The 17640-nt window shown below is 55.1% G+C and carries 17 protein-coding genes; 3 read left to right on the forward strand and 14 right to left on the reverse strand.

Annotation, left to right across the window (positions count from 1 at the left end; genetic code table 11):
• The first annotated feature begins 1 nt into the window (after position 1).
• The 3 genes from fliR (at position 2) to ACH3PB_RS01085 (ending at position 3780) form a co-directional block, all read left to right on the forward strand.
• The gene (gene fliR / locus ACH3PB_RS01075; RefSeq protein ID WP_416397618.1) at positions 2 to 781 is read left to right on the forward strand and encodes a flagellar biosynthetic protein FliR; all 780 of its coding nucleotides are present in this window, start codon (positions 2 to 4) and stop codon (positions 779 to 781) included.
• A 33-nt stretch (positions 782 to 814) separates the two neighbouring features.
• Positions 815 to 1945: a flagellar biosynthesis protein FlhB gene (gene flhB / locus ACH3PB_RS01080; protein WP_416397619.1), complete on the forward strand. Its 1131-nt coding sequence runs from the start codon at positions 815 to 817 to the stop codon at positions 1943 to 1945.
• 113 nt (positions 1946 to 2058) lie between these two features.
• Positions 2059 to 3780 (forward strand): alpha-amylase family glycosyl hydrolase, encoded by a 1722-nt coding sequence (locus ACH3PB_RS01085; RefSeq protein WP_416397620.1) that lies wholly within the window; start codon positions 2059 to 2061, stop codon positions 3778 to 3780.
• Between the two features lie 39 nt (positions 3781 to 3819).
• On the opposite strand, the gene chrA is transcribed toward ACH3PB_RS01085, so the two are convergent.
• From chrA to ACH3PB_RS01155, 14 genes are all read right to left on the reverse strand, one after another.
• Complete coding sequence (chrA, locus tag ACH3PB_RS01090; protein WP_416397621.1) at positions 3820 to 5175, reverse strand: chromate efflux transporter; 1356 nt, start codon at positions 5173 to 5175, stop codon at positions 3820 to 3822.
• 187 nt (positions 5176 to 5362) lie between these two features.
• On the reverse strand, positions 5363 to 6505 hold the full coding sequence (locus ACH3PB_RS01095) for an OmpA family protein (protein ID WP_416397622.1): 1143 nt from the start codon (positions 6503 to 6505) through the stop codon (positions 5363 to 5365).
• A gap of 33 nt (positions 6506 to 6538) precedes the next feature.
• Entirely contained in the window at positions 6539 to 7270 is a 732-nt protein-coding gene (locus ACH3PB_RS01100) for a TadE/TadG family type IV pilus assembly protein (protein WP_416397623.1), read from the reverse strand.
• A 50-nt stretch (positions 7271 to 7320) separates the two neighbouring features.
• Positions 7321 to 7734, reverse strand: a complete 414-nt coding sequence (locus ACH3PB_RS01105) for a tetratricopeptide repeat protein (RefSeq protein ID WP_416397624.1) — start codon at positions 7732 to 7734, stop codon at positions 7321 to 7323.
• A gap of 77 nt (positions 7735 to 7811) precedes the next feature.
• Complete coding sequence (locus tag ACH3PB_RS01110; RefSeq protein ID WP_416397625.1) at positions 7812 to 8219, reverse strand: DUF192 domain-containing protein; 408 nt, start codon at positions 8217 to 8219, stop codon at positions 7812 to 7814.
• Positions 8209 to 9081: a type II secretion system F family protein gene (locus tag ACH3PB_RS01115; protein WP_416397626.1), complete on the reverse strand. Its 873-nt coding sequence runs from the start codon at positions 9079 to 9081 to the stop codon at positions 8209 to 8211. Before ACH3PB_RS01115 ends, ACH3PB_RS01110 begins: the two co-directional genes overlap by 11 nt.
• Positions 9082 to 9110: 29 nt before the next feature.
• A complete protein-coding gene (locus tag ACH3PB_RS01120; protein WP_416397627.1) occupies positions 9111 to 9959 on the reverse strand; it encodes a type II secretion system F family protein in 849 nt (282 codons plus the stop codon).
• The gene (locus tag ACH3PB_RS01125; RefSeq protein ID WP_416397628.1) at positions 9956 to 11662 is read right to left on the reverse strand and encodes an ATPase, T2SS/T4P/T4SS family; all 1707 of its coding nucleotides are present in this window, start codon (positions 11660 to 11662) and stop codon (positions 9956 to 9958) included. The genes ACH3PB_RS01120 and ACH3PB_RS01125 overlap by 4 nt, the downstream gene beginning before the upstream one ends.
• Positions 11662 to 13254, reverse strand: coding sequence for a type II and III secretion system protein family protein (locus tag ACH3PB_RS01130; protein ID WP_416397629.1), 1593 nt, complete (start codon positions 13252 to 13254; stop codon positions 11662 to 11664). The genes ACH3PB_RS01125 and ACH3PB_RS01130 overlap by 1 nt, the downstream gene beginning before the upstream one ends.
• A 96-nt stretch (positions 13255 to 13350) precedes the next feature.
• Positions 13351 to 14172 carry a Flp pilus assembly protein CpaB gene (gene cpaB / locus ACH3PB_RS01135; RefSeq protein ID WP_416397630.1) on the reverse strand — a complete coding sequence of 274 codons (822 nt, stop codon included), beginning with the start codon at positions 14170 to 14172 and terminating at the stop codon, positions 13351 to 13353.
• A gap of 53 nt (positions 14173 to 14225) precedes the next feature.
• Positions 14226 to 14441, reverse strand: coding sequence for a hypothetical protein (locus ACH3PB_RS01140; RefSeq protein ID WP_416397631.1), 216 nt, complete (start codon positions 14439 to 14441; stop codon positions 14226 to 14228).
• Positions 14438 to 15151 carry a hypothetical protein gene (locus ACH3PB_RS01145; RefSeq protein WP_416397632.1) on the reverse strand — a complete coding sequence of 238 codons (714 nt, stop codon included), beginning with the start codon at positions 15149 to 15151 and terminating at the stop codon, positions 14438 to 14440. The genes ACH3PB_RS01140 and ACH3PB_RS01145 overlap by 4 nt, the downstream gene beginning before the upstream one ends.
• Positions 15152 to 15183: 32 nt before the next feature.
• Positions 15184 to 16083, reverse strand: a complete 900-nt coding sequence (locus ACH3PB_RS01150) for a hypothetical protein (protein ID WP_416397633.1) — start codon at positions 16081 to 16083, stop codon at positions 15184 to 15186.
• The gene (locus tag ACH3PB_RS01155; protein WP_416397634.1) at positions 16083 to 17633 is read right to left on the reverse strand and encodes a Tad domain-containing protein; all 1551 of its coding nucleotides are present in this window, start codon (positions 17631 to 17633) and stop codon (positions 16083 to 16085) included. The genes ACH3PB_RS01150 and ACH3PB_RS01155 overlap by 1 nt, the downstream gene beginning before the upstream one ends.
• Between the last annotated feature and the right edge of the window lie 7 nt (positions 17634 to 17640).

A 17640-nucleotide genomic window follows, 5' to 3' on the forward strand; every position in this document is an offset into this window, starting at 1 on the left:
CATGTTTACCTTCTCCGAAGCTGAAATCGGGCAGATGATTGGCCAGTATCTCTGGCCGTTATTCCGTATCGCCAGCTTTCTGATGATCGTGCCGATATTCGGTGCCAACTTTGTCAACGCCCGCGTGCGCCTCAGCCTGGCGCTCGCCATTACAGTAGCGGTCGTGCCGACCTTGCCCGAGGCTCCGGCGCTTGATCCGACTTCGATGCAGGCCATGCTGCTGGTCATGTACCAGGTCATTATCGGCATGGCGATGGGCTATGCGGTTACGGTGTTGTTCCAGGTCTTCGTAGTCGCAGGTCAGGTCATGGCCATGCAGATGGGCCTCGGCTTCGCCGCCATGGTCGATCCGGCCAACGGCATCACGGTAGCCGCTGTGAGCCAGTTCTACCTGATGATGGTCACGCTGTTGTTTTTGGCGATGAACGGCCACCTCGTACTGTTTGAGGCGCTGGTCCACAGCTTTACTGTCATGCCGATTGAAGCAGGCAGCCTGAGTGGCTCAGCCTTCTGGTTGCTCGCCAGCAGGGTAAGCTGGATGTTTTCTGCCGCAATGATGATTGCGCTGCCTTCGGTGACGGCTTTGCTGCTGGTGAACCTGTCATTTGGTGTGATGACCAGAGCCGCGCCTCAGATGAATATCTTTTCCATCGGCTTTCCGATGACGGTGCTGTTCGGCCTCGTTGCCATCTGGGCAACCTTCGGCGAAGTGCTGCCGCAGTTCCAACTGTTGAGCGAACAGACATTCGAATTCATGAACGAGTTCATCCAGGCCAAATGATGAGCGCTGATTTGACGACGAGAGCCTTCGCGCATGTCTGAAAATGACAGCAGTCAGGAAAAAACCGAGGAACCCACCCAACGGAAGATAGAGAAGGCCCGGGAGGAGGGTCAGCTTCCGCGTTCCCGCGAATTGGCAACTTTTGCTGTGCTGTTCGCGGGCTGCGGTGGCATCCTCATGTTCGGCAGCTTCCTCATTACAACCATGGTGCAGGCTTTCACCGAGTCATTCACGCTCGACCGTGAAATGCTGTTCGACACCAGTGCCATGTTCAGTCTGCTCGGCCTGCAGGCTGAACGCGCGGCAGTAGCTACGGCGCCGCTTCTCGGCGTGTTATTGATAGCAGCCATCGCAGGTCCAATAGCCCTCGGCGGCTGGATGTTTTCGGTGAAGGCACTGGCGTTCAAGGGTAGCCGGATCAATCCGATCTCCGGTATCAAGCGCATGTTTTCCATGAAGTCATTGATGGAGCTGGTAAAGGCGCTTGCCAAGTCGGCCACTATCGGTACCGTGGGCTGGCTGATCATCAGTAACTCGATTGACGCGCTCGTCCTGTTGGGGCGGGAGGATCCTGTTGCAGGCATGAAGGATGCACTCGAAATCGTCGCCTGGGCCTTCTTCGCGCTTGGCTGCTCCACCATCCTGATTGCGATTGTCGATGTTCCGTTCCAGCTATACGACAACAACAAGAATCTCAAGATGACCATGCAGGAGGTCAAGGACGAGTATAAGGACACTGAGGGTAAGCCCGAGGTAAAGCGCCGCATTCGCGAAGCGCAAATGGAAGCTGCCAGCAGACGCATGATGCAGGACGTGCCGAAGGCCGACGTTATCATTACCAACCCAACGCACTTTGCGGTGGCCTTGAAATACGATAGTAATGGCGACAACGCGCCAATACTGCTGGCCAAAGGCGGAGATTTTGCGGCGGCTCGAATTCGAGAGATAGCTGCACAGCACAAGATAGAAATTGTCTCGAGCCCCCCACTGGCGCGTTCCATCTACTATCATACCGAGGTGGGCAAGGAGATACCCAGCGGTCTCTACCTCGCAGTTGCCCAAGTGCTGGCTTATGTATTCCAGTTGCGCGAATTCAGAAAGGGTCGCGGTGACAAACCCTGGAAAGTTCGTGACTTCAAGATACCGAAGGATCTGCAAAAGTAGATGCGGCTGCAGGCCTGCACGTTCATGCGTGAGCCTTTGTTAATTATCAGTTAGACTGGGTCTATCGTGTTGATAAGCAGCGCGAACTCAGCAGCCAGTCCCTGGAGCCCAGCATGCGAGTAGCCCGATTTCCAACCAAGCTTGCCTTACGCGCAGCCATCGTTGCCGCTATGGGCCTTGGAATCGTGGCCTGCGGTGGCGGTAGTGACATTCAGGGCTCTGGAAGCATCGGCAACCGTGATGGGGCCGAGATCTATAGAGCTTATGCTTGTGACGCGGAACGCTACGCCTCAGTACGTGACCTACGGATGTACCAGGTTGTTCTTGAGGCTTTCGTTGATGGCGATACGACCGCCAATTACAACACTGGTTTGGGCAGCAGTGACCATCGGGGTGATCTACAGGGCGTAATCGATTCGCTGGACTACATCGAGTCGCTAGGCGTCAACGCGATTTCGCTCTCGCCAGTCTTCGAGTCAGTTGCCATGCCCGGTCAGAGCTTTTTCGTCGATCGTCGCGATGCGACTGGCTATTTCGCCAGCAACTATTTCAATGTCGACCCGAACTTCGGTTCGCCCGATCAGCTGCGTCAGCTCGTCGATGCTGCGCACGAGCGCGGTATTTATATTTTCCTCGACGGCGCGTTCGGCCACTTCAAGAATAATGCGGCAGCTTATCCGAGCCCGGGGGGACTGAGTGTGTCCACAACCGGTGCGGTCGAAGGCGAATTCAGCCGCAGGGCGGTTTACCCGCAGGATCTCGAATTCTTCCAGGCGGTTGCCAGCTACTGGATTACAGAGTTCGGCATCGATGGCTGGCGCCTGGACAGAGCTGATCAGATTCCCGTTGGGGCACTCGGCGAGATTCGCCGGGCTGTCGAAGTCGCCGCCGACCGCACCGATTACGAATTTGCAGGTACGCCGGCCAAGTCTCTTGGCTTTGTCGTCGGGGACGTCTATGAAGCCAATCGAGCATCGCTGAGCGCGGCCTTGTACGGTGATGCTGATCAGCCTGGTCTGTGCTCAGCCTTTGATATCCCGCTGCGTAATGCGCTGGTGCAAAGTTTTGCGATCGATGAGTCCGGGCTGGGCGCACCCAACGCAGAGAACCTGCGGATTGGCTTCGGCATTGAAGAGGGTAGCTTTCAGTACCCGGACTTCGCTGTGCCCACTAATTTCCTCACCAACCACGAACGCGTTCGACTGGGGGACCTGCTACAACGCGGTAACCTCTCCGAGCCGGTAGACGCGGAATACTGGCAGCGAATCGGGGCTGCATTCGAAACGCAGGCTGCCTACAGTGGCCCCAGCAGCCTGTACTACAACGAGGAGTTAGGCGCTGAACTCGACGGTTTTGACACGCGTGTGGATTGCGGGCTCGACGGCGGTATCGGTCTCAACGAAGGCACCTGTGATGACTTCGTCAGCCGGACACAGGCTCGTGTAGACGGGGTGAATATCGATTTGTCCGATTCTCAATACGCTGAAGCGCTCGCATTGAAGGGGGCCGTCGGGGAGTTGAACATTCTTCGAAGTCAGGAGCCGGCTCTCTATCGGGGAACGGCTACAGCGCTGACCGTTGATGACACCACTTTATCAGGTGGCCGGGTGTTTGCAGTGTTGAAGAGCGACGGTTCAGACAGGATTGCCTATCTGGTAAACCTGTCCGGCTCGGTCAAGAACGTAAGTTTTTCTGCTGGTGCACTGCTGACATCCACCCCGGCAACACAGCTGTTAGACCTGCAGAGCGGTCGTGAAGAGCCTGCCTCCAATGGCAACTTCAGCGTCGCACTTGACCCCTATGAAGGGCGCTTCCTGAAGGCCGTCGCGCCGTAACAGCGTGGCGGCTTCCAATAGATCTCCTGTCGCGAAATTCTACCCTTGAGCAAGGCCCAGCAGCGACGCCAGCAGCCCGAGCAGGGCGCTTATCGCAATCAGTCTTATCGTACCCACCTGGAAACGAACCAAGGCTACCAGTGCTGCGGCTGCAATGGTAATCGCCAACCAGTCCAGTGAGATCCATTCGCCATTCGGGCTGAACACATGCTGCCCAAAGAATACCGCCAAACTTGCGATCACGCCAACGACCGCTGCCGAAATTGCAGTGAGCGGGGCAGTGAGTTTGATGTTGTCGCGCGTCGATTCCACGAGCGGCCCACCAGCGAGAATGAATAAAAATGAGGGGAGAAAGGTGAAGAAGGTTGCCACACCAGCGCCTGCCATCGCACCAAGCATGAGGCTCTCGCTGCCAAAGATCTCCTTTGTCCAGCCGCCGACGAAGCCTACAAAGGCCACGATCATGATCAGTGGACCGGGTGTAGTTTCACCCAGTGCCAGCCCGTCGATCATTTGCGGCGCCGTGACCCAGGCGTAGGACTCGACTGCCCCCTGGTACACATAGGGCAGCACAGCATATGCCCCACCGAAGGTCAGCAAGGCTGCCTTGGTGAAGAACCAGCCCATTATCACCAGCGTCTGGTCCTTACCGAGAATGGCTGCCAGCGCACCGAGTATGAGAACGCCGAGCAGCACACCGACGCCGCTGATTATCATCAAGCGGCGCCAGGAGAAGATGGCATGCGGTGGTGTAGGCGTGTGGTCATCAATCAACGCGGGACCATAACTTGTCTTTGCGCTGCCGCCGTGTGTCATGCCAAGCCGGAAGCGCCCGGGGAGTAGCCGCCCGCCAATCAGACCAAGCACTGCTGCGAGCGCTACGATGGCCGGGAATGGAACAGATAGCACCGTAATTGCCAGGAAAGCCGCCACTGCAATAGCAATGAGCCAGCCGTTCTTGAGCGTTCGCGAGCCAATCCGCCAGGCCGCCGCAAGCACGATAGCCACCACAGCGGGCTTGATGCCATACAAAATGCCGCTGATCACTGGCGCGTCGCCATACACCAGGTACACCCAGGCCAACAGGCAGAGCAACAGGAGCGATGGCAGCACGAACAGCACCCCGGCCAGGATGCCGCCCCAGGTGCGATGCAGCAGCCAGCCGATATAAATCGCCAATTGTGTCGCCTCCGGACCGGGCAGCAGCATGCAGTAGTTCAGCGCGTGCAGAAAACGCTGTTCTGAAATCCACCGTCGCTTTTCCACGAGGTCGGTATGCATGATGGCGATCTGACCGGCTGGCCCGCCAAAGCTGATGAAGCCGAGCTTCAACCAGTACCAGAAGGCCTCCTTGAGGCCAACAGGCGAAGGCACCGGCAGTGGAGGTGATGACATTGTGTACGTCCTGCTGATTGATGGGGCCAAATGCGCCATCGTGGAAGAACGCAGTATCCTGTGCGGATGCGACGGGAACAAGTCGGCAATTGGCTTACTCCATACAGGTGTGCAAGCATCATCCTTCACGCACTCGATGGCGTTGCGCACGGGCTCTCCCTTCCGGTAGCAGCAAGCCGAGTGGTCGCTATAGAGGCGCTCCGGGCGGATTTCTCTGCTGTCCGGTTTGAGCTTCGGGGATTGTAGGGGGCGGAACCGCAGCTATGCCATTCCATCCAGAAGAGAGCATCCGTACGACAACTTTGCGCTGCTCTGCAGCCGACGCACTGTCAGGCGAGGCATCTCCATACGCGGCAGTTAGCAGACATTCCTCGGGGACCCCGGCTGCCAGCAAGGCGGCTTGCACACTAGCCAGGCGGCGTTCAGATAAAGCACGATTGGCTGCTCGGGAGCCGGTTGAGTCGCTATGCCCCTCGAGAAGGATCGGCCGATTTCTACTGCAAGATCGCAGCGACTCTATTTGCTCCGCTAAGGCATGCGTCCGACTTGTCGGAAAGCGGTCTTCTCCATGCTTGAAATAGACTGAAAATGGTTTAGAGGCAAAGGCCAAAGGATCCAGATTGCCGTTCTCCTGAATTTGATACTGATTGACATTGGGCTTGTGGTGGCTCACAGCCAGCCGAACGCAACAACCTAGGCGTGTGGCGTATATCTCGAATATATCTGATACGAATTGCTGCTCGCCGGTGCTGGACGCTGAAATCGCTAAACGATGATAAGCCTGCTGCTCATTCGAGCCTGATCCATATAATTTGAATCGCTCACTCCAGCGCTGGGTATCACCGCATGCAGCGTCGGAACATGACGCCGTGACAGTCGCGCCACGCGCCGTAATTTCAGAAAGCGCACCAGCAAGCACTTCATGAATACCCGTCTCTTCAGCCGCATCGAACAAAACGGTTACGCTGTCGAAAAGCCGCGCCTCAGAGTCACTTTGCCGCTCACTTGTTGCAACTTCATTCGAGGCCACATCCTGAATTGGTGGTTCTACAAACGGTGCCATAGGAAAGGTGAGTGGCGAAGCGACCTTGCGCGACTGTTCAAAGATGGTCAGGCCAGCGGCTTTCGACGAATTGCTATCCAACCTGAGCTGTGGCGAGAGCAGGTCGTAAAAGAATGGTGTGGTTGAGCCTGCCCCCTCCGCAGCACCAGCTGCACCAATGAGCAGAGCGATTAGTGCCTGCGACCATCGGATGCCCACTGGTGCGCTTGTGCTGGATCTACGGGTAATACCGGAAGCGCTCGCGGTACTGAAATCGAACTTGAACATCAGGAACTCCTTTTCAACTGATGGTGATGGAAACTATTGGTCGAGGAATCGACCCATTACTGGCGTCTGCATGTGCACAATCGCATCAGCGGTCAATACAACGAAGCGCCGCTGGAAGGGCGCAGCGGGATTCATTGTGCCGCCGCCGTTAGTGCAAGCCGTAAGGAAAACCCGCCGCTCCGCCCCAAAGAACGAATCTGGGATGAGACGCTGAGCAAGCTCGATGGCGCGGTCCAGCACCGGCGTTACAAGCTCATGGCAATATCTGAGCTTGATCTTGAGCAGATTTGCATCCTGAATACTGACGTGTCGGCCATCGATAACTTTTGTGGCACTCGTCCTGAAGCGGAGGTTGTCATTGGGAATAACCGTATTCAACTTCATCGGTTTCAGGCTTTTATCGCCGCAATCACCAATCTGCCCAGCACTGAGCATGAGATCCTGTTTAAACGCATCGAAGATCTTTAGCGTCGGGCTGATAATATCAAGCTGGGTGGCGATATTGATTCTGTTCACCAGGTCGGGCGTAAGCGCGTTGACGCTGAGCTGCAGCGGGGACCGATCTGCATCCATGAATAACGGTACCATCGACAGTATAATTTGCCGGTCCATCGCAGGCTTGCATGCATTGGTGATGCTGCCAGTCCGGGCCACAGCCATCGCTGCATGATTAAGTGTCGACTTGGCTCGATACGCGTAGCTGAACTCAATAATGCCTAGTATGAAGACTAACAACACAGGCAGAACGAATAGCGTTTCCACCATTGAGACGCCGTGTTGAAAATGTCTGCTTAAAGCTGGTCGAATGGAAGCCTTCACAACTGACCCGCCGCATCGATCTGGGCTATCAGTTGTATGAGCTGCGAGTTGTCAGCCTGTGGATTTCGTTGAAGCGCCGCCTGGGCACGCTGTTTCGCTAGCTGCAGGTGCGCAAGGGACAGGTTATACCAGTAGCGCTGATCGTTACCGTCGAGACTGATTGCTCGTTCATAACAGGCGACCGACAAATCGGCGTGGCCCGTCTTTATACTGGTATTGCCCAGCTTGAACCAAGCGTAACTGAACGAAGGGTAATCGCGGGTTATGTCTAGATAGGCCTCATGTGCCTCGCTATAGTGTCCGCGACTGTAAAGCCTGTCAGCTTCATCGATACGCTCGCTGCTGCTCATGTCTGCACTGGCGCCCGAACTCGTCTGCAAATGTGTGCAGGCACTTGTAACGCTCAGCATGAGCAGCACTAGAACTATGTGCGCACACGAAGCCGATGCATGGCCGCTAAGCCTTACCGATCTCAAGAAGTAGCAACTCATATCGCGAATTCCTTTTCACAATGAATTTTTTCGTCAGTGCTCTTCTGGTGCAGCTTCAGAGCGTCCCCCACCGTCCAGCGCAGTAACTGACCTTGGCCGGCCGCCAGCTCAAGCGTATGGGTAGCTGCTTTACAGCGTCGGAAACTGAAGCCTGCAACCGCGCTGTGTATCTCAACGATACGAAAATCGGCACTCAGAAAAATGATGTCTATCGCAAACCGCATGCCGATGGTGTGCACCGAATTGCACTCCTCGAGGAGCAGCCCCTGAAACTCACCGAGGCTCTTTCGGCCGAGGAGTCCACGTAAGCGCTGAAAAAATGACGCTGCGATGAACGTCTCGATCTCCCGTCTCTCGGGCTTGCCAACTTTCGGGAACCGCAAGCCGATAGTCTTAGAGTTCATACATGAATTTCATGACGATGGGGAAGCCCAACAAGATGAATGTAATGGGGAAAATGAAGGCAACAAGCGGAAAAACGAGCTTCACCGGAGCCTGAAGTGCCAGTTTTTCAGCACGCTGAAATCGTTCGCTGCGCCGCTGTTCCGCCTGAATACTCAGAGTGCCGGAAAGGCTCGAGCCACTTTGCTCAGCCTGCACGATTGCGTTCACGAGAAGGTTGAGCTCCTTTACCTGGTTTCGTGATGCCAGTTCCCGCAGAGCTTCTGCCTTACTTTTGCCAGCCCGTATATCCCGAAGTACACGCGCAAATTCATTCCTCAAGGGGCCATCAGGTCCCTTGGCTACGGCCTGCTGTAAGGCGCCTGAGAAATTCAGACCAGCTTCAAGTGTCATGACGAGATAGTCGACGAGCACAGGCAAAGCTCTTATCAGCGCTTTTTCACGCTTCAGGCGCATATCTCGAACGCTCAGCTGCGGGAACACCAGACCCACAATCAACAGGAGTAGAATGCTTGACGCCGAGGTGTCGTAGCCTACGGTTGCAAGACAGACCCAGCCAATGCCAGTGCTAAGCAGGGCCGAAACCACGTGCAGACTTATATATTCTGCCGAGGTGAGTAGGAAGCTCATGCCAGAGGCCAGCAGCTGCTGCTCGAGACGCTGATGCAGACGTTGTGGTATGAATAAATCAGCCAAGGGCTCTAGCGCGGCGACTAAGGGCCAGATCAGCCGCAGCAGTCGCGGCAGTGGGTCCATGTAGTCCCTGTGCTGGGCTCTCATCCAGGTTGCGAGGCGCCAGAGGCCCCAGGCCAGCAGACAGGCGCTGAGCACAAAAAGACTGATGATGAAGCTGGTGCTTAACATTGAAGAATCTTCCATGAAAATGTTCGGGTTTAGATATCGATCATCACAATCTTGCGGATGATCATGCCGCCCATCGCAAGCAGTATGGTGGCGACGCCGAGCACCAACCATCCCCACGGGTCGGTCCATAGCCTGGACATAGCCTGCGGCTCGAGATGGTAGACAGCAAATGCAATCAGGAATGGCAGTCCCGCCATCACCCAACCCTGCATTCGCCCTTGTGAGGTCAAGGCCTTGATCTTGCCTTCCATCTCGCGTTTCCGCCGGAGTGTCTCCGCAAGGTTGCCCAACATGATGCCGAGATTTCCCCCGACCTCCTTGTTGATTAGAATGCCGGTTGAAAGCAGCGTTACGGCTTCGCAAGCATTGCGCTTTTCGAAGTCGCAAATCGCCTGTTCGAGCGGGATGCCCATCCGCAAATCGCCTAGAAGTCTGGAAAACTCTTCTCTCGAAGGCTGCATGCTTTCCTTACAGCAGAGTTCAAGGGCGGTCATGAGACTGGAGCCCGAGGCGAGCACACTCGAAACGCCCAGAATCACGTCCGGCAGCTGTGCCTGCAGTGCTTGCATGCGCTTGATACGGGCGTGGGCCTTTATGGCAACTGGGAGGACAAGCACGGCAACACCAGCCAAAATGGCTAAAGGCACTGGGAAATCGACTGTGAGCAAGATAAGGATGAGCATGAATCCGACCACTGCCCGGACAGCCGGTTCCAACCAAAGCGACTGCACGATCGAGCCCGGCGTGCCAGATTCTGCGCCAAGTTTCCGCGTTCTGCTGTGAAGCATGGTTATGGCAAACTGGATCTTGTTGCCGAGTGCTAAAGTCAGCAGAAGTGCACTCGCAGAAAATAACGCCACGATAAGTGTAAGCATCATGCCGCGACGCCACTGTTGTCGAACCAGCCCATGTCAACGCTGACGCCACGGCGTCTCAGCTGATCACATATTTCGGGAATGATTCCAGTCGCTACGAAGTGGCCCTGAACCCTGCCATCCGCGTCATAGCCCGTCGGTTGAAAGCGGAAAATCTCCGCGAGCTGAACGACGCCCTGCTCAATACCGCAAACCTCACTAATCGAGGTAACCTTGCGGCTACCACAGGCGTACCGAGTTTGCTGAACGATGTAGCTGACGGCAGAGCAAATCTGCTCCCTGATCGCCTGAATGGGCATGCCCATGTCTGCCATCATCACCATGACCTCCATTCTGGAGAGGCAATCTCGCGGCGTATTGGCATGAGCAGTTGTCAACGAGCCGTCGTGTCCAGTGTTCATCGCCTGAAGCATGTCCAGGGCTTCACCACCTCGACATTCTCCGACGACTATCCGATCTGGCCGCATGCGCAGACAATTGCGCACCAGATCACGTATGGTGACAGCACCTTTGCCTTCCTGATTGGAGGGTCGCGCTTCAAGCGATACGAGATTTGGCTGAGTCAGTCTGAGTTCCGCCGCATCCTCTACTGTCACGATTCTTTCTCTGGACGGAATCGCTGCTGACAGCACATTGAGCAGCGTTGTTTTTCCAGAGCCGGTGCCGCCAGATATCACCACATTCTGTTTTTCTCTGACAATCAGATTCAGGAAATCAGCCATGGCCTGATTCATACTGCCAAACTCACAAAGCTGCGCTGCAGTCAGATTGTGTTCCGGGAACTTCCTGATCGTGATGCACGGACCTTTGAGGGCTAGGGGTGGTATAACAGCATTCACCCGGGAGCCATCTTTCAGCCTGGCGTCGACCATCGGCGAGGACTCATCGATCCTGCGCCCCAGAGGCGCAACGATGCGCTCGATAGCCGAGATAACTGCCTGCTTGTCAGAGAACTCGACTGTCGACCGATGAAGTCGACCGGACTTTTCAAAAAAGATCTGATCGTGTGCATTCACCATAATTTCCGTGACCGCACTGTCTTTCAGCAGGATCTCTAGCGGGCCAAGCCCGAGCGCTTCATCAAGCACTCTCTTTTCCAGAGCGTGTCGATCGATCGAGGTTGGTAGCGCATCCATCTTATTGATGACTTCTGCGATCCACTCCGGCGCTTGCCGCCACAGGTCTTCTTCGGGCAGCGTATTGACGTCGATTCTTCGGCGCTCCAGATATCGGATCAGGTCGTGGTGGACCTGAATCTGAAGACGACGCATCTCTGCTGTATTGCTGTTCTCGGCAAGCTCTGGCGCCGAATTCAACGGCAGTGCTGACATAACCGGGCTCGTCGTTTCGGCAGTGTGCAAGTAGTCGGCACTGGCTGTATCGCCCTCAGTGGCGGCGCAAGTAGCGTCAGTCTCGACAAGCCAATCGACGGAGAGACAATGCTGGGCAATCTGTATGACGTCTTCGCGATTCACAGGCTGCACAGCGTCGATACGCCGTCCATTCAATCGAACTACCGACTGATTAACCGGCGCAACCTGAGCGCCTGTGCCGACGACTTCGATCACACAGTGTTCCTTCTGTACCGACCAGCCTTTCAGCACAAGCGAGTTGGATGTGCTCTTGCCGACGCTGCATCGCATGGACGCACAACTGCTTCTTTCAATGAATCCGCCGTTGCGGTCACGCACAACAATTGTAATCATCAGTCCTGAATCCTTCTGGAAACCCAGTCCATATCGGCGGTCTTTTCACTCACTCGCTCACCCAATTTCTCGAGCTCGGTAATCGGTGTCTCCGAAGAGGCGCCTTCACCGCTGTAGTCGAGAAATTTGATTCTTGGCGTAAGGAATATCGCCAGTTCACGGCCTTCGTTCTCAGTGTTGGTCGTTCTGAATAGCGCGCCTATCAAGGGCAGGTCGCCCAGGAGCGGTACTTTACTGATGCTCTCGGCCTCTGTGTTTGCCAGAAGCCCGGACATCACGATTGTCTCGCCGTCCATTGCATTGATGGTGGATGAAACCGACTTGGAGATTAGGCCTGGCACCCCGTTGATGTTTATCGAGCTATCTATGGAACTGACTTCGGCATTGACCTCAACCATGATCTTGCCTTCGTAGCTCAGCTGTGGCAGCACGTTGAGTTTTACGCCGTAACTTCGAAAGCTTACAGCGATTTTGCCGGTGTCTGGGTCAACGATCGGGTAGGGGAGTTCACCGCCAGAGTGGAACGTTGCCACGGCACCGTCTCTTGCGCTGAGCATGGGTCTGGCCAGCATTCTGGCTTCGCCAGCTTCTTCCATCAGGTCTATTCTTGAGCCCACATTGGTCAGCAGTCCTACTGAACTATGGAAGTTCGTGTCATCGACCGGGATTGCGGCGGCGATCTGGGCGGCACCATTGGAGTCCACTGCAGATCTGAAAAACGGATTCACGGTACCAGTGGCAGCAATTGCAGCAGAAGGACCGGCAATGGAGCTGTCCCAGCGAACACCGAGCTGCTCAAGATTCCGCTTGCGCAGCTCCAGAATTTTCACGTCGATTAGGATCATCGACTTCATCTTGGCCAGATCGATCTGAGCCAGATTGATCACCTGGGGGTAGCGCTGGAGAACGGTCTCGAGCGTGTTCTTGAACTCAGGTGCGTATGACCCAGTCAGCCGTATGCCATCGTCGGAAGATTCGACGTGCAGTGTCGTGATGTGCTTGAGCGCTGATCGGACGACCGCCACACTGTCCACATCCAGCTGCAGTACGACCTGTTGCATCAGTTCCTTGCCGAGCAGCGTCTGGATACGCTCAAGGTCCTTGGCGCTCTTTAGCTGCCCGGTAACGAATACGAGACTTTCCCTGACGCTTACCTTAAGAGCGGGGAAAGGCGTTAGACGTGCTCGAACCTGACGCGCAAGCTTGTCAGGATTTTCGGCGCGAACCTGTATGCGAACCAGCTGTTTTCGATTACCTGTTTGCCAAATAACGATTTCAGTGTCTCCAGCCTTTTGCGGGATGATCAGAAGCTCGTCATTTTCGAGGAGACTGGTAGAAACTATGTCGTCATTCCCCACCGCAACGCGTTCGATATCCTTGATTCGAAGCGTCTCAACCTTGCCGAGATGCAAACTGACAGCATCGGTGCGATGGATGGGAAACCGATCAGCCGCAGCTGCAGGAACGCTCAAAAGCGTCAGCAGGGTAGACAGCGTGATGATCAGTGCAAATGCAACTGATTTTCTTTCAGAACTGGGGTAAAACGCCGGCGCAGGAACACCTGCAGGCGTATCGTGAAGGTAAATCGCCATAGTACATCCTTTAATATGACGTCAATCGTGTGCGGCGGAATCCATTCCGCCGGGTTTGCCGAGATTAATTGCTTCGTGCTTAGAGCTGGTTTAGGTTCAATGTGCTGACAGTGAGACATTCTTTCCGGTAAGAGAGCCTGAAGCCGTCCCGCTCTTGGTATACACGGTGATCGATCTGCTCTTACCATAGCTACCAAGCTGATTGGCCAGTGAGCTATTGTCCCCTCTGTTTCGCAGTAAGGTGATGAGACTTTCGTCCTTTTGCGCGAACATGATTTCTGAAGCTTTCGCTACTTCGAGGAGAACTGTGATCGTAGAGTAGTGTTGTCGATCATCTGTTCCTGCCACCTGACCTTTCGAGGCGTCCTTCGAGGCGCTGCGCATTGCGCCGGTTGCAACAACTTCGATGTTTTCCGCAACAAGTCGCAGCTGAGTGCCTTCAGACTCTGATGGGGCTTTGAGAAGATCTACCCGATCACCAACTTCTATCATCCGCTCGTTCGAGGAGTTCTCATCGACTCTGATAGTCACGGGTCGGAAACCGACCGGAATAAGCTCGGAAAACGTGTAGGCAATTTCGCTGCCGAGATAGCTTCTGAGCAAGGGTTTGCCGGCGGGAATCGCCTGCATGATCTCCAGCGCTTTAACTGACTCGAATTCGGCCGGTGTGAGTATGTCGGCCGGCAGAAACTCTGGATCTGCGGAAGCCACTGCCAGATTACCAGCGGATGCGAAAGCACCGGCCTCGATATCCTGTGACGCTACCAGGATTTCGACCGTTGTTGCGAACTGCGCTTTCAGGCGGGCAGTGAGCGACTCTTCCTTGGCATCCAGATAGCTGGCTGAAAGATAGACCGCCAGACCACCGACGATGAGGGCGACGATAATCATCACCCATGATTTCAGAACACCTTTCATGAAATTCACCTCCATGTGAAATTTCGATTGTTTAACGCCGAATCAATTAACGGCTATTGCGCATCGGGCATCGACATCGCATACACCCAGGCATTGTGATTCGCTCTGATGCTCTCCACGAGCCGTTCCCCGACCGTTTTGCCGCCTGGTGAAGGGAGTCCGTTATCACCAAGTGGCGTGAACAGGATGGCTACCAGCATGAGGAGGCAGACCAGGTACTCGACACCAATAGAACCGCGTAGCTGACGAAAAATCAGGGAGCTCGTCATTGTCCGCCCTCCGTTTCAATGACTACAACGACACCACTCCGTGTGTTATCAATTGCCTGAACCGATACCAGTATCCGCTCGTGCCTCAGCACAGCCACCAGCTCCCTCCCCATGTGTCCAGAACCTGGTAAACCTCCTAGGCGTTCCACTCGCCAATCGTTCCTGAGCAAGGCGCCTGAGAGACTCTCTACCACGAAGTCCGGCTGGCCGCGGGTCTCGATCGCCAAGGTAGTCGCCTGCTTGATGCCGAAGTTGCTGTATTCATAGCTCATTATCTTTCCGCCGGTGTAAGACTGCAGGGCTTTCACCGTGGGCGAAGCAGGGCGTTGCACTGCACGAGCAGGCGCACTTATCGAGATCAAGGCCGACTCTTGCAAGCCGCTTGAAAACTGACCAACCACGATATGATCATCGATTACGCAGCTCAGAACATTTGCCTTCTTTGCTGAGTCAGCCTCGAGAGCGTTCAAGGTCTTTAACGGTTCTGAATCCGACAAGCAGTGGCTTCCAGTTTTCAGCCACTCGGCTGCGAACCACTCGAAAATCCTCTTGTCCTTTCTACTGCCAGTTACCTGATAGATCCGCATCGGCAACATACCTGTCACCCAGCTTTCCTCGGCAATCAATTCAACCTTTGCCTCAGGCGGGAATTCGATCTCTGGCCACATATCGTCAGCCAGTGCTGATCCGCTTCCAATCAACCATCCCATGAGACATAGCCACTGGATTTTGAGACTTTTCTTCATTTAGTCACCGCGTAAGGTTTCAACAGGTTCACTGGCAGTGCGTTAATGTTGGAGTGACCGAGCTTCAGCTCCCTGAACTCCTCCGTCCAGGGTGTCCAGGATGCGACTTCGAGTAGCTTGGGAACAAAGTCACTGTCGCCAAGCTTGCCAGTCGGATTGAGGTGCGCAAGCTGTCGGCCCTGTTCCGTTGGGCCGGCGGCTTGCCACCCGTTCGTCAACATGCCAAGGCTGCCTGTGTAAATCAGTCCTGCCTCTGGAAGACCTGCTGAATCCATGCCCTTGTACCAGGGAAGCGGGCGAAGATTCACCTGCGTCTGGTACTTCACGTATCCATTGGTGTCGAGTTTGAAACTGGTCCTTTCGAAAATGTCTCCAATAAGATCAGTCGCTGCGCTGCCTATGCCACCCAATGAGCCGCCCACACGCGTCAGACTCTGTAGCTGCCGTTCCTCCTGCGCGCCGCCTGGCAGCAAAATCGACACCTGCCCGCTCGATGCTTCCGCCACACCCGCTTGAGCCGAGAATTGTGTAGCGGGGATGAATTGCATGAAGCTTCTGGATTCTTCACCGGGGCCCTTCGATTCTGAGCTGTTACCCTCAGGCGCGATAACACCGACCGGTGCCCGCTCATGCGCGAACACGAGTCGATCGGTGCGATCGAGCAGTTGCGCATCGGAGCGAACGGCAGTGTTCTGCGCATAGGCTGAGTTCGTCTCGCTCCACACGGTACGCTCCCAGACCGCGTGCCGTGCGGCCTGCTCGACCTTATGGCGGCTATCGAGATATTTCGCGAGTAAGGGCAGTGCGAACATCATGGGTACAAATACCAGACTACTGACGATGAGTATCTCGGTTAGTGCCTGACCCGGAGCTGATGGTTTCAATAAGATCTTCATTATTTTTCCACCGAATCAAGTGCCATGATTCCAGCCGCCAAGGCAGTCTTGCCGTCGAATTCCGCCAGACGTGGATACCAGAAGGGGTTGTACAAATTTGCGAGTTCGTAGCGATTGTCCGCTCTTCGCCAAAGATCCCCCGAGCGTTCATAAACTGCTCTCGCGGCAGCGGTTGCGTGCATATTTCCCAGTGCAGCAGTTCTGGCGTCGGCCGTGCGTAGGGCGAGCTTCCCGTCCTGACGTACGAGCGTATCGTTTCGACTGCTGTCACTGATCGCAATCAGCGGTTTCTGAATGAGTACTCTGAAAACAGGGCTCCCGCTGATGCCGGTCTGGGACTCTTCCTCGGTAGGCTTACGAAGTTGATGGAAGTTCCTCAGACCCTCGACGTTTGCGCCATTGGTTACGCCGGGAGCGGGCATGCCAAAGCCATTGTTACGGCCTTCGCCGACTTTGTAGTGCGCGATGTGTTCTGGTGTGTTGCGCTTCCCTTCGAGGAAATTTTCTCCCGCTGCATCGCGTACCCGATTCGCTTCCCAGGCATAGGCGTTGGTTCTGGCAGCCTTGTTCCATCCATTTGAACTAACCGAACTCCACTTGAATGCCGTCTCATGATGGGTCGCCTGTCTGCCCCAGGCGACTGGCAGCGCCTCACTCCAATCATCGTCGAAGATGTCGTCCAGGTCTCGCGTATGAACGCTCAAGGTATCGACTGCAGACCAGCTGTAGTAAGGGTTCGTCTTGCCCGGCACTTTGCCAAACTCAGTACCACCACGCTGAACCATCTCGATGAGAGGCGCGTTAAAAAAGGTGTTCGATCGCTTCTTGACGAATTCATCGCGGCTGGCGAGGACCAGATTCCTGAAGCTGTCGAATTGTCTTTTCGCTTCAGCTCGATCCTTGGGTGATGCTGATCCGATTTCAGTATCTTCGACGTCCCAGCGGCGTGTGAAATTATTGAAGGCGACCAGATCCTTTGCCATATAGAAAGCACTGGCTACATTGATTTCTGCAGCGGGATCGTTGTCCTTTACCAAAGTAGGAATCGATTCGGCCAGCTGTACAGTGGTCGATGCATGCCAGGCTAAAGATGCCTTGCTGAATAGCCCGATAAGGGTGTCGAGCAGAAAGGTCGTCGAAGACGCCGCTATCTGAGTGCCCATATTGATGGTGCCAAGCCCGATTTCGGCAGCCTTGAAAAAGGGCCCGATCACCGGAAGCTTATCAAGCACGAGATTTGCATTTCTTTGGCTCTGCTGAGCGACTTGCATGTACGAGCTGATAGCCACCATCTGCCCGATGGCCGCTTGGTTAACCACCATCGCCCGGTTCATGTAGCTGTGAAAATTGAGCTCACGAGCCTGCAACACAGCCGCACTATAGGCTGCTGAGTCAGCAATATTCTGTAGTCTCGTCTTTTCGAGACTGATCTTGCCGGTATCGTAGATCTGTAAAAAAGCCAGGCAGACGGCTGCCATGAATAGTGTCGAGAAAAAGAGCACATTCCCTTGCTGCGTACTGCTGTCTGAAATCCTTTTCAAACGTCGCATCTTCGAA

Origin of the sequence: Allohahella sp. A8, assembly GCF_047946665.1 — a bacterium.
GTDB lineage: Bacteria > Pseudomonadota > Gammaproteobacteria > Pseudomonadales > Oleiphilaceae > Allohahella.

Excerpts from the sequence above, each read along its gene's own strand:
- ACH3PB_RS01110 (WP_416397625.1), bottom strand. The coding sequence starts at position 8,219 with ATGAACTCTAAGACTATCGGCTTGCGGTTCCCGAAAGTTGGCAAGCCC.
- flhB (WP_416397619.1), top strand. The coding sequence starts at position 815 with ATGTCTGAAAATGACAGCAGTCAGGAAAAAACCGAGGAACCCACCCAA.
- ACH3PB_RS01115 (WP_416397626.1), bottom strand. The coding sequence starts at position 9,081 with ATGTTAAGCACCAGCTTCATCATCAGTCTTTTTGTGCTCAGCGCCTGT.
- fliR (WP_416397618.1), top strand. The coding sequence starts at position 2 with ATGTTTACCTTCTCCGAAGCTGAAATCGGGCAGATGATTGGCCAGTAT.
- chrA (WP_416397621.1), bottom strand. The coding sequence starts at position 5,175 with ATGTCATCACCTCCACTGCCGGTGCCTTCGCCTGTTGGCCTCAAGGAG.
- ACH3PB_RS01100 (WP_416397623.1), bottom strand. The coding sequence starts at position 7,270 with ATGGTGGAAACGCTATTCGTTCTGCCTGTGTTGTTAGTCTTCATACTA.
- ACH3PB_RS01085 (WP_416397620.1), top strand. The coding sequence starts at position 2,059 with ATGCGAGTAGCCCGATTTCCAACCAAGCTTGCCTTACGCGCAGCCATC.
- ACH3PB_RS01120 (WP_416397627.1), bottom strand. The coding sequence starts at position 9,959 with ATGATGCTTACACTTATCGTGGCGTTATTTTCTGCGAGTGCACTTCTG.
- ACH3PB_RS01145 (WP_416397632.1), bottom strand. The coding sequence starts at position 15,151 with ATGGGATGGTTGATTGGAAGCGGATCAGCACTGGCTGACGATATGTGG.
- ACH3PB_RS01125 (WP_416397628.1), bottom strand. The coding sequence starts at position 11,662 with ATGATTACAATTGTTGTGCGTGACCGCAACGGCGGATTCATTGAAAGA.
- cpaB (WP_416397630.1), bottom strand. The coding sequence starts at position 14,172 with ATGAAAGGTGTTCTGAAATCATGGGTGATGATTATCGTCGCCCTCATC.
- ACH3PB_RS01150 (WP_416397633.1), bottom strand. The coding sequence starts at position 16,083 with ATGAAGATCTTATTGAAACCATCAGCTCCGGGTCAGGCACTAACCGAG.
- ACH3PB_RS01140 (WP_416397631.1), bottom strand. The coding sequence starts at position 14,441 with ATGACGAGCTCCCTGATTTTTCGTCAGCTACGCGGTTCTATTGGTGTC.
- ACH3PB_RS01130 (WP_416397629.1), bottom strand. The coding sequence starts at position 13,254 with ATGGCGATTTACCTTCACGATACGCCTGCAGGTGTTCCTGCGCCGGCG.
- ACH3PB_RS01105 (WP_416397624.1), bottom strand. The coding sequence starts at position 7,734 with ATGCTGAGCGTTACAAGTGCCTGCACACATTTGCAGACGAGTTCGGGC.
- ACH3PB_RS01155 (WP_416397634.1), bottom strand. The coding sequence starts at position 17,633 with ATGCGACGTTTGAAAAGGATTTCAGACAGCAGTACGCAGCAAGGGAAT.
- ACH3PB_RS01095 (WP_416397622.1), bottom strand. The coding sequence starts at position 6,505 with ATGTTCAAGTTCGATTTCAGTACCGCGAGCGCTTCCGGTATTACCCGT.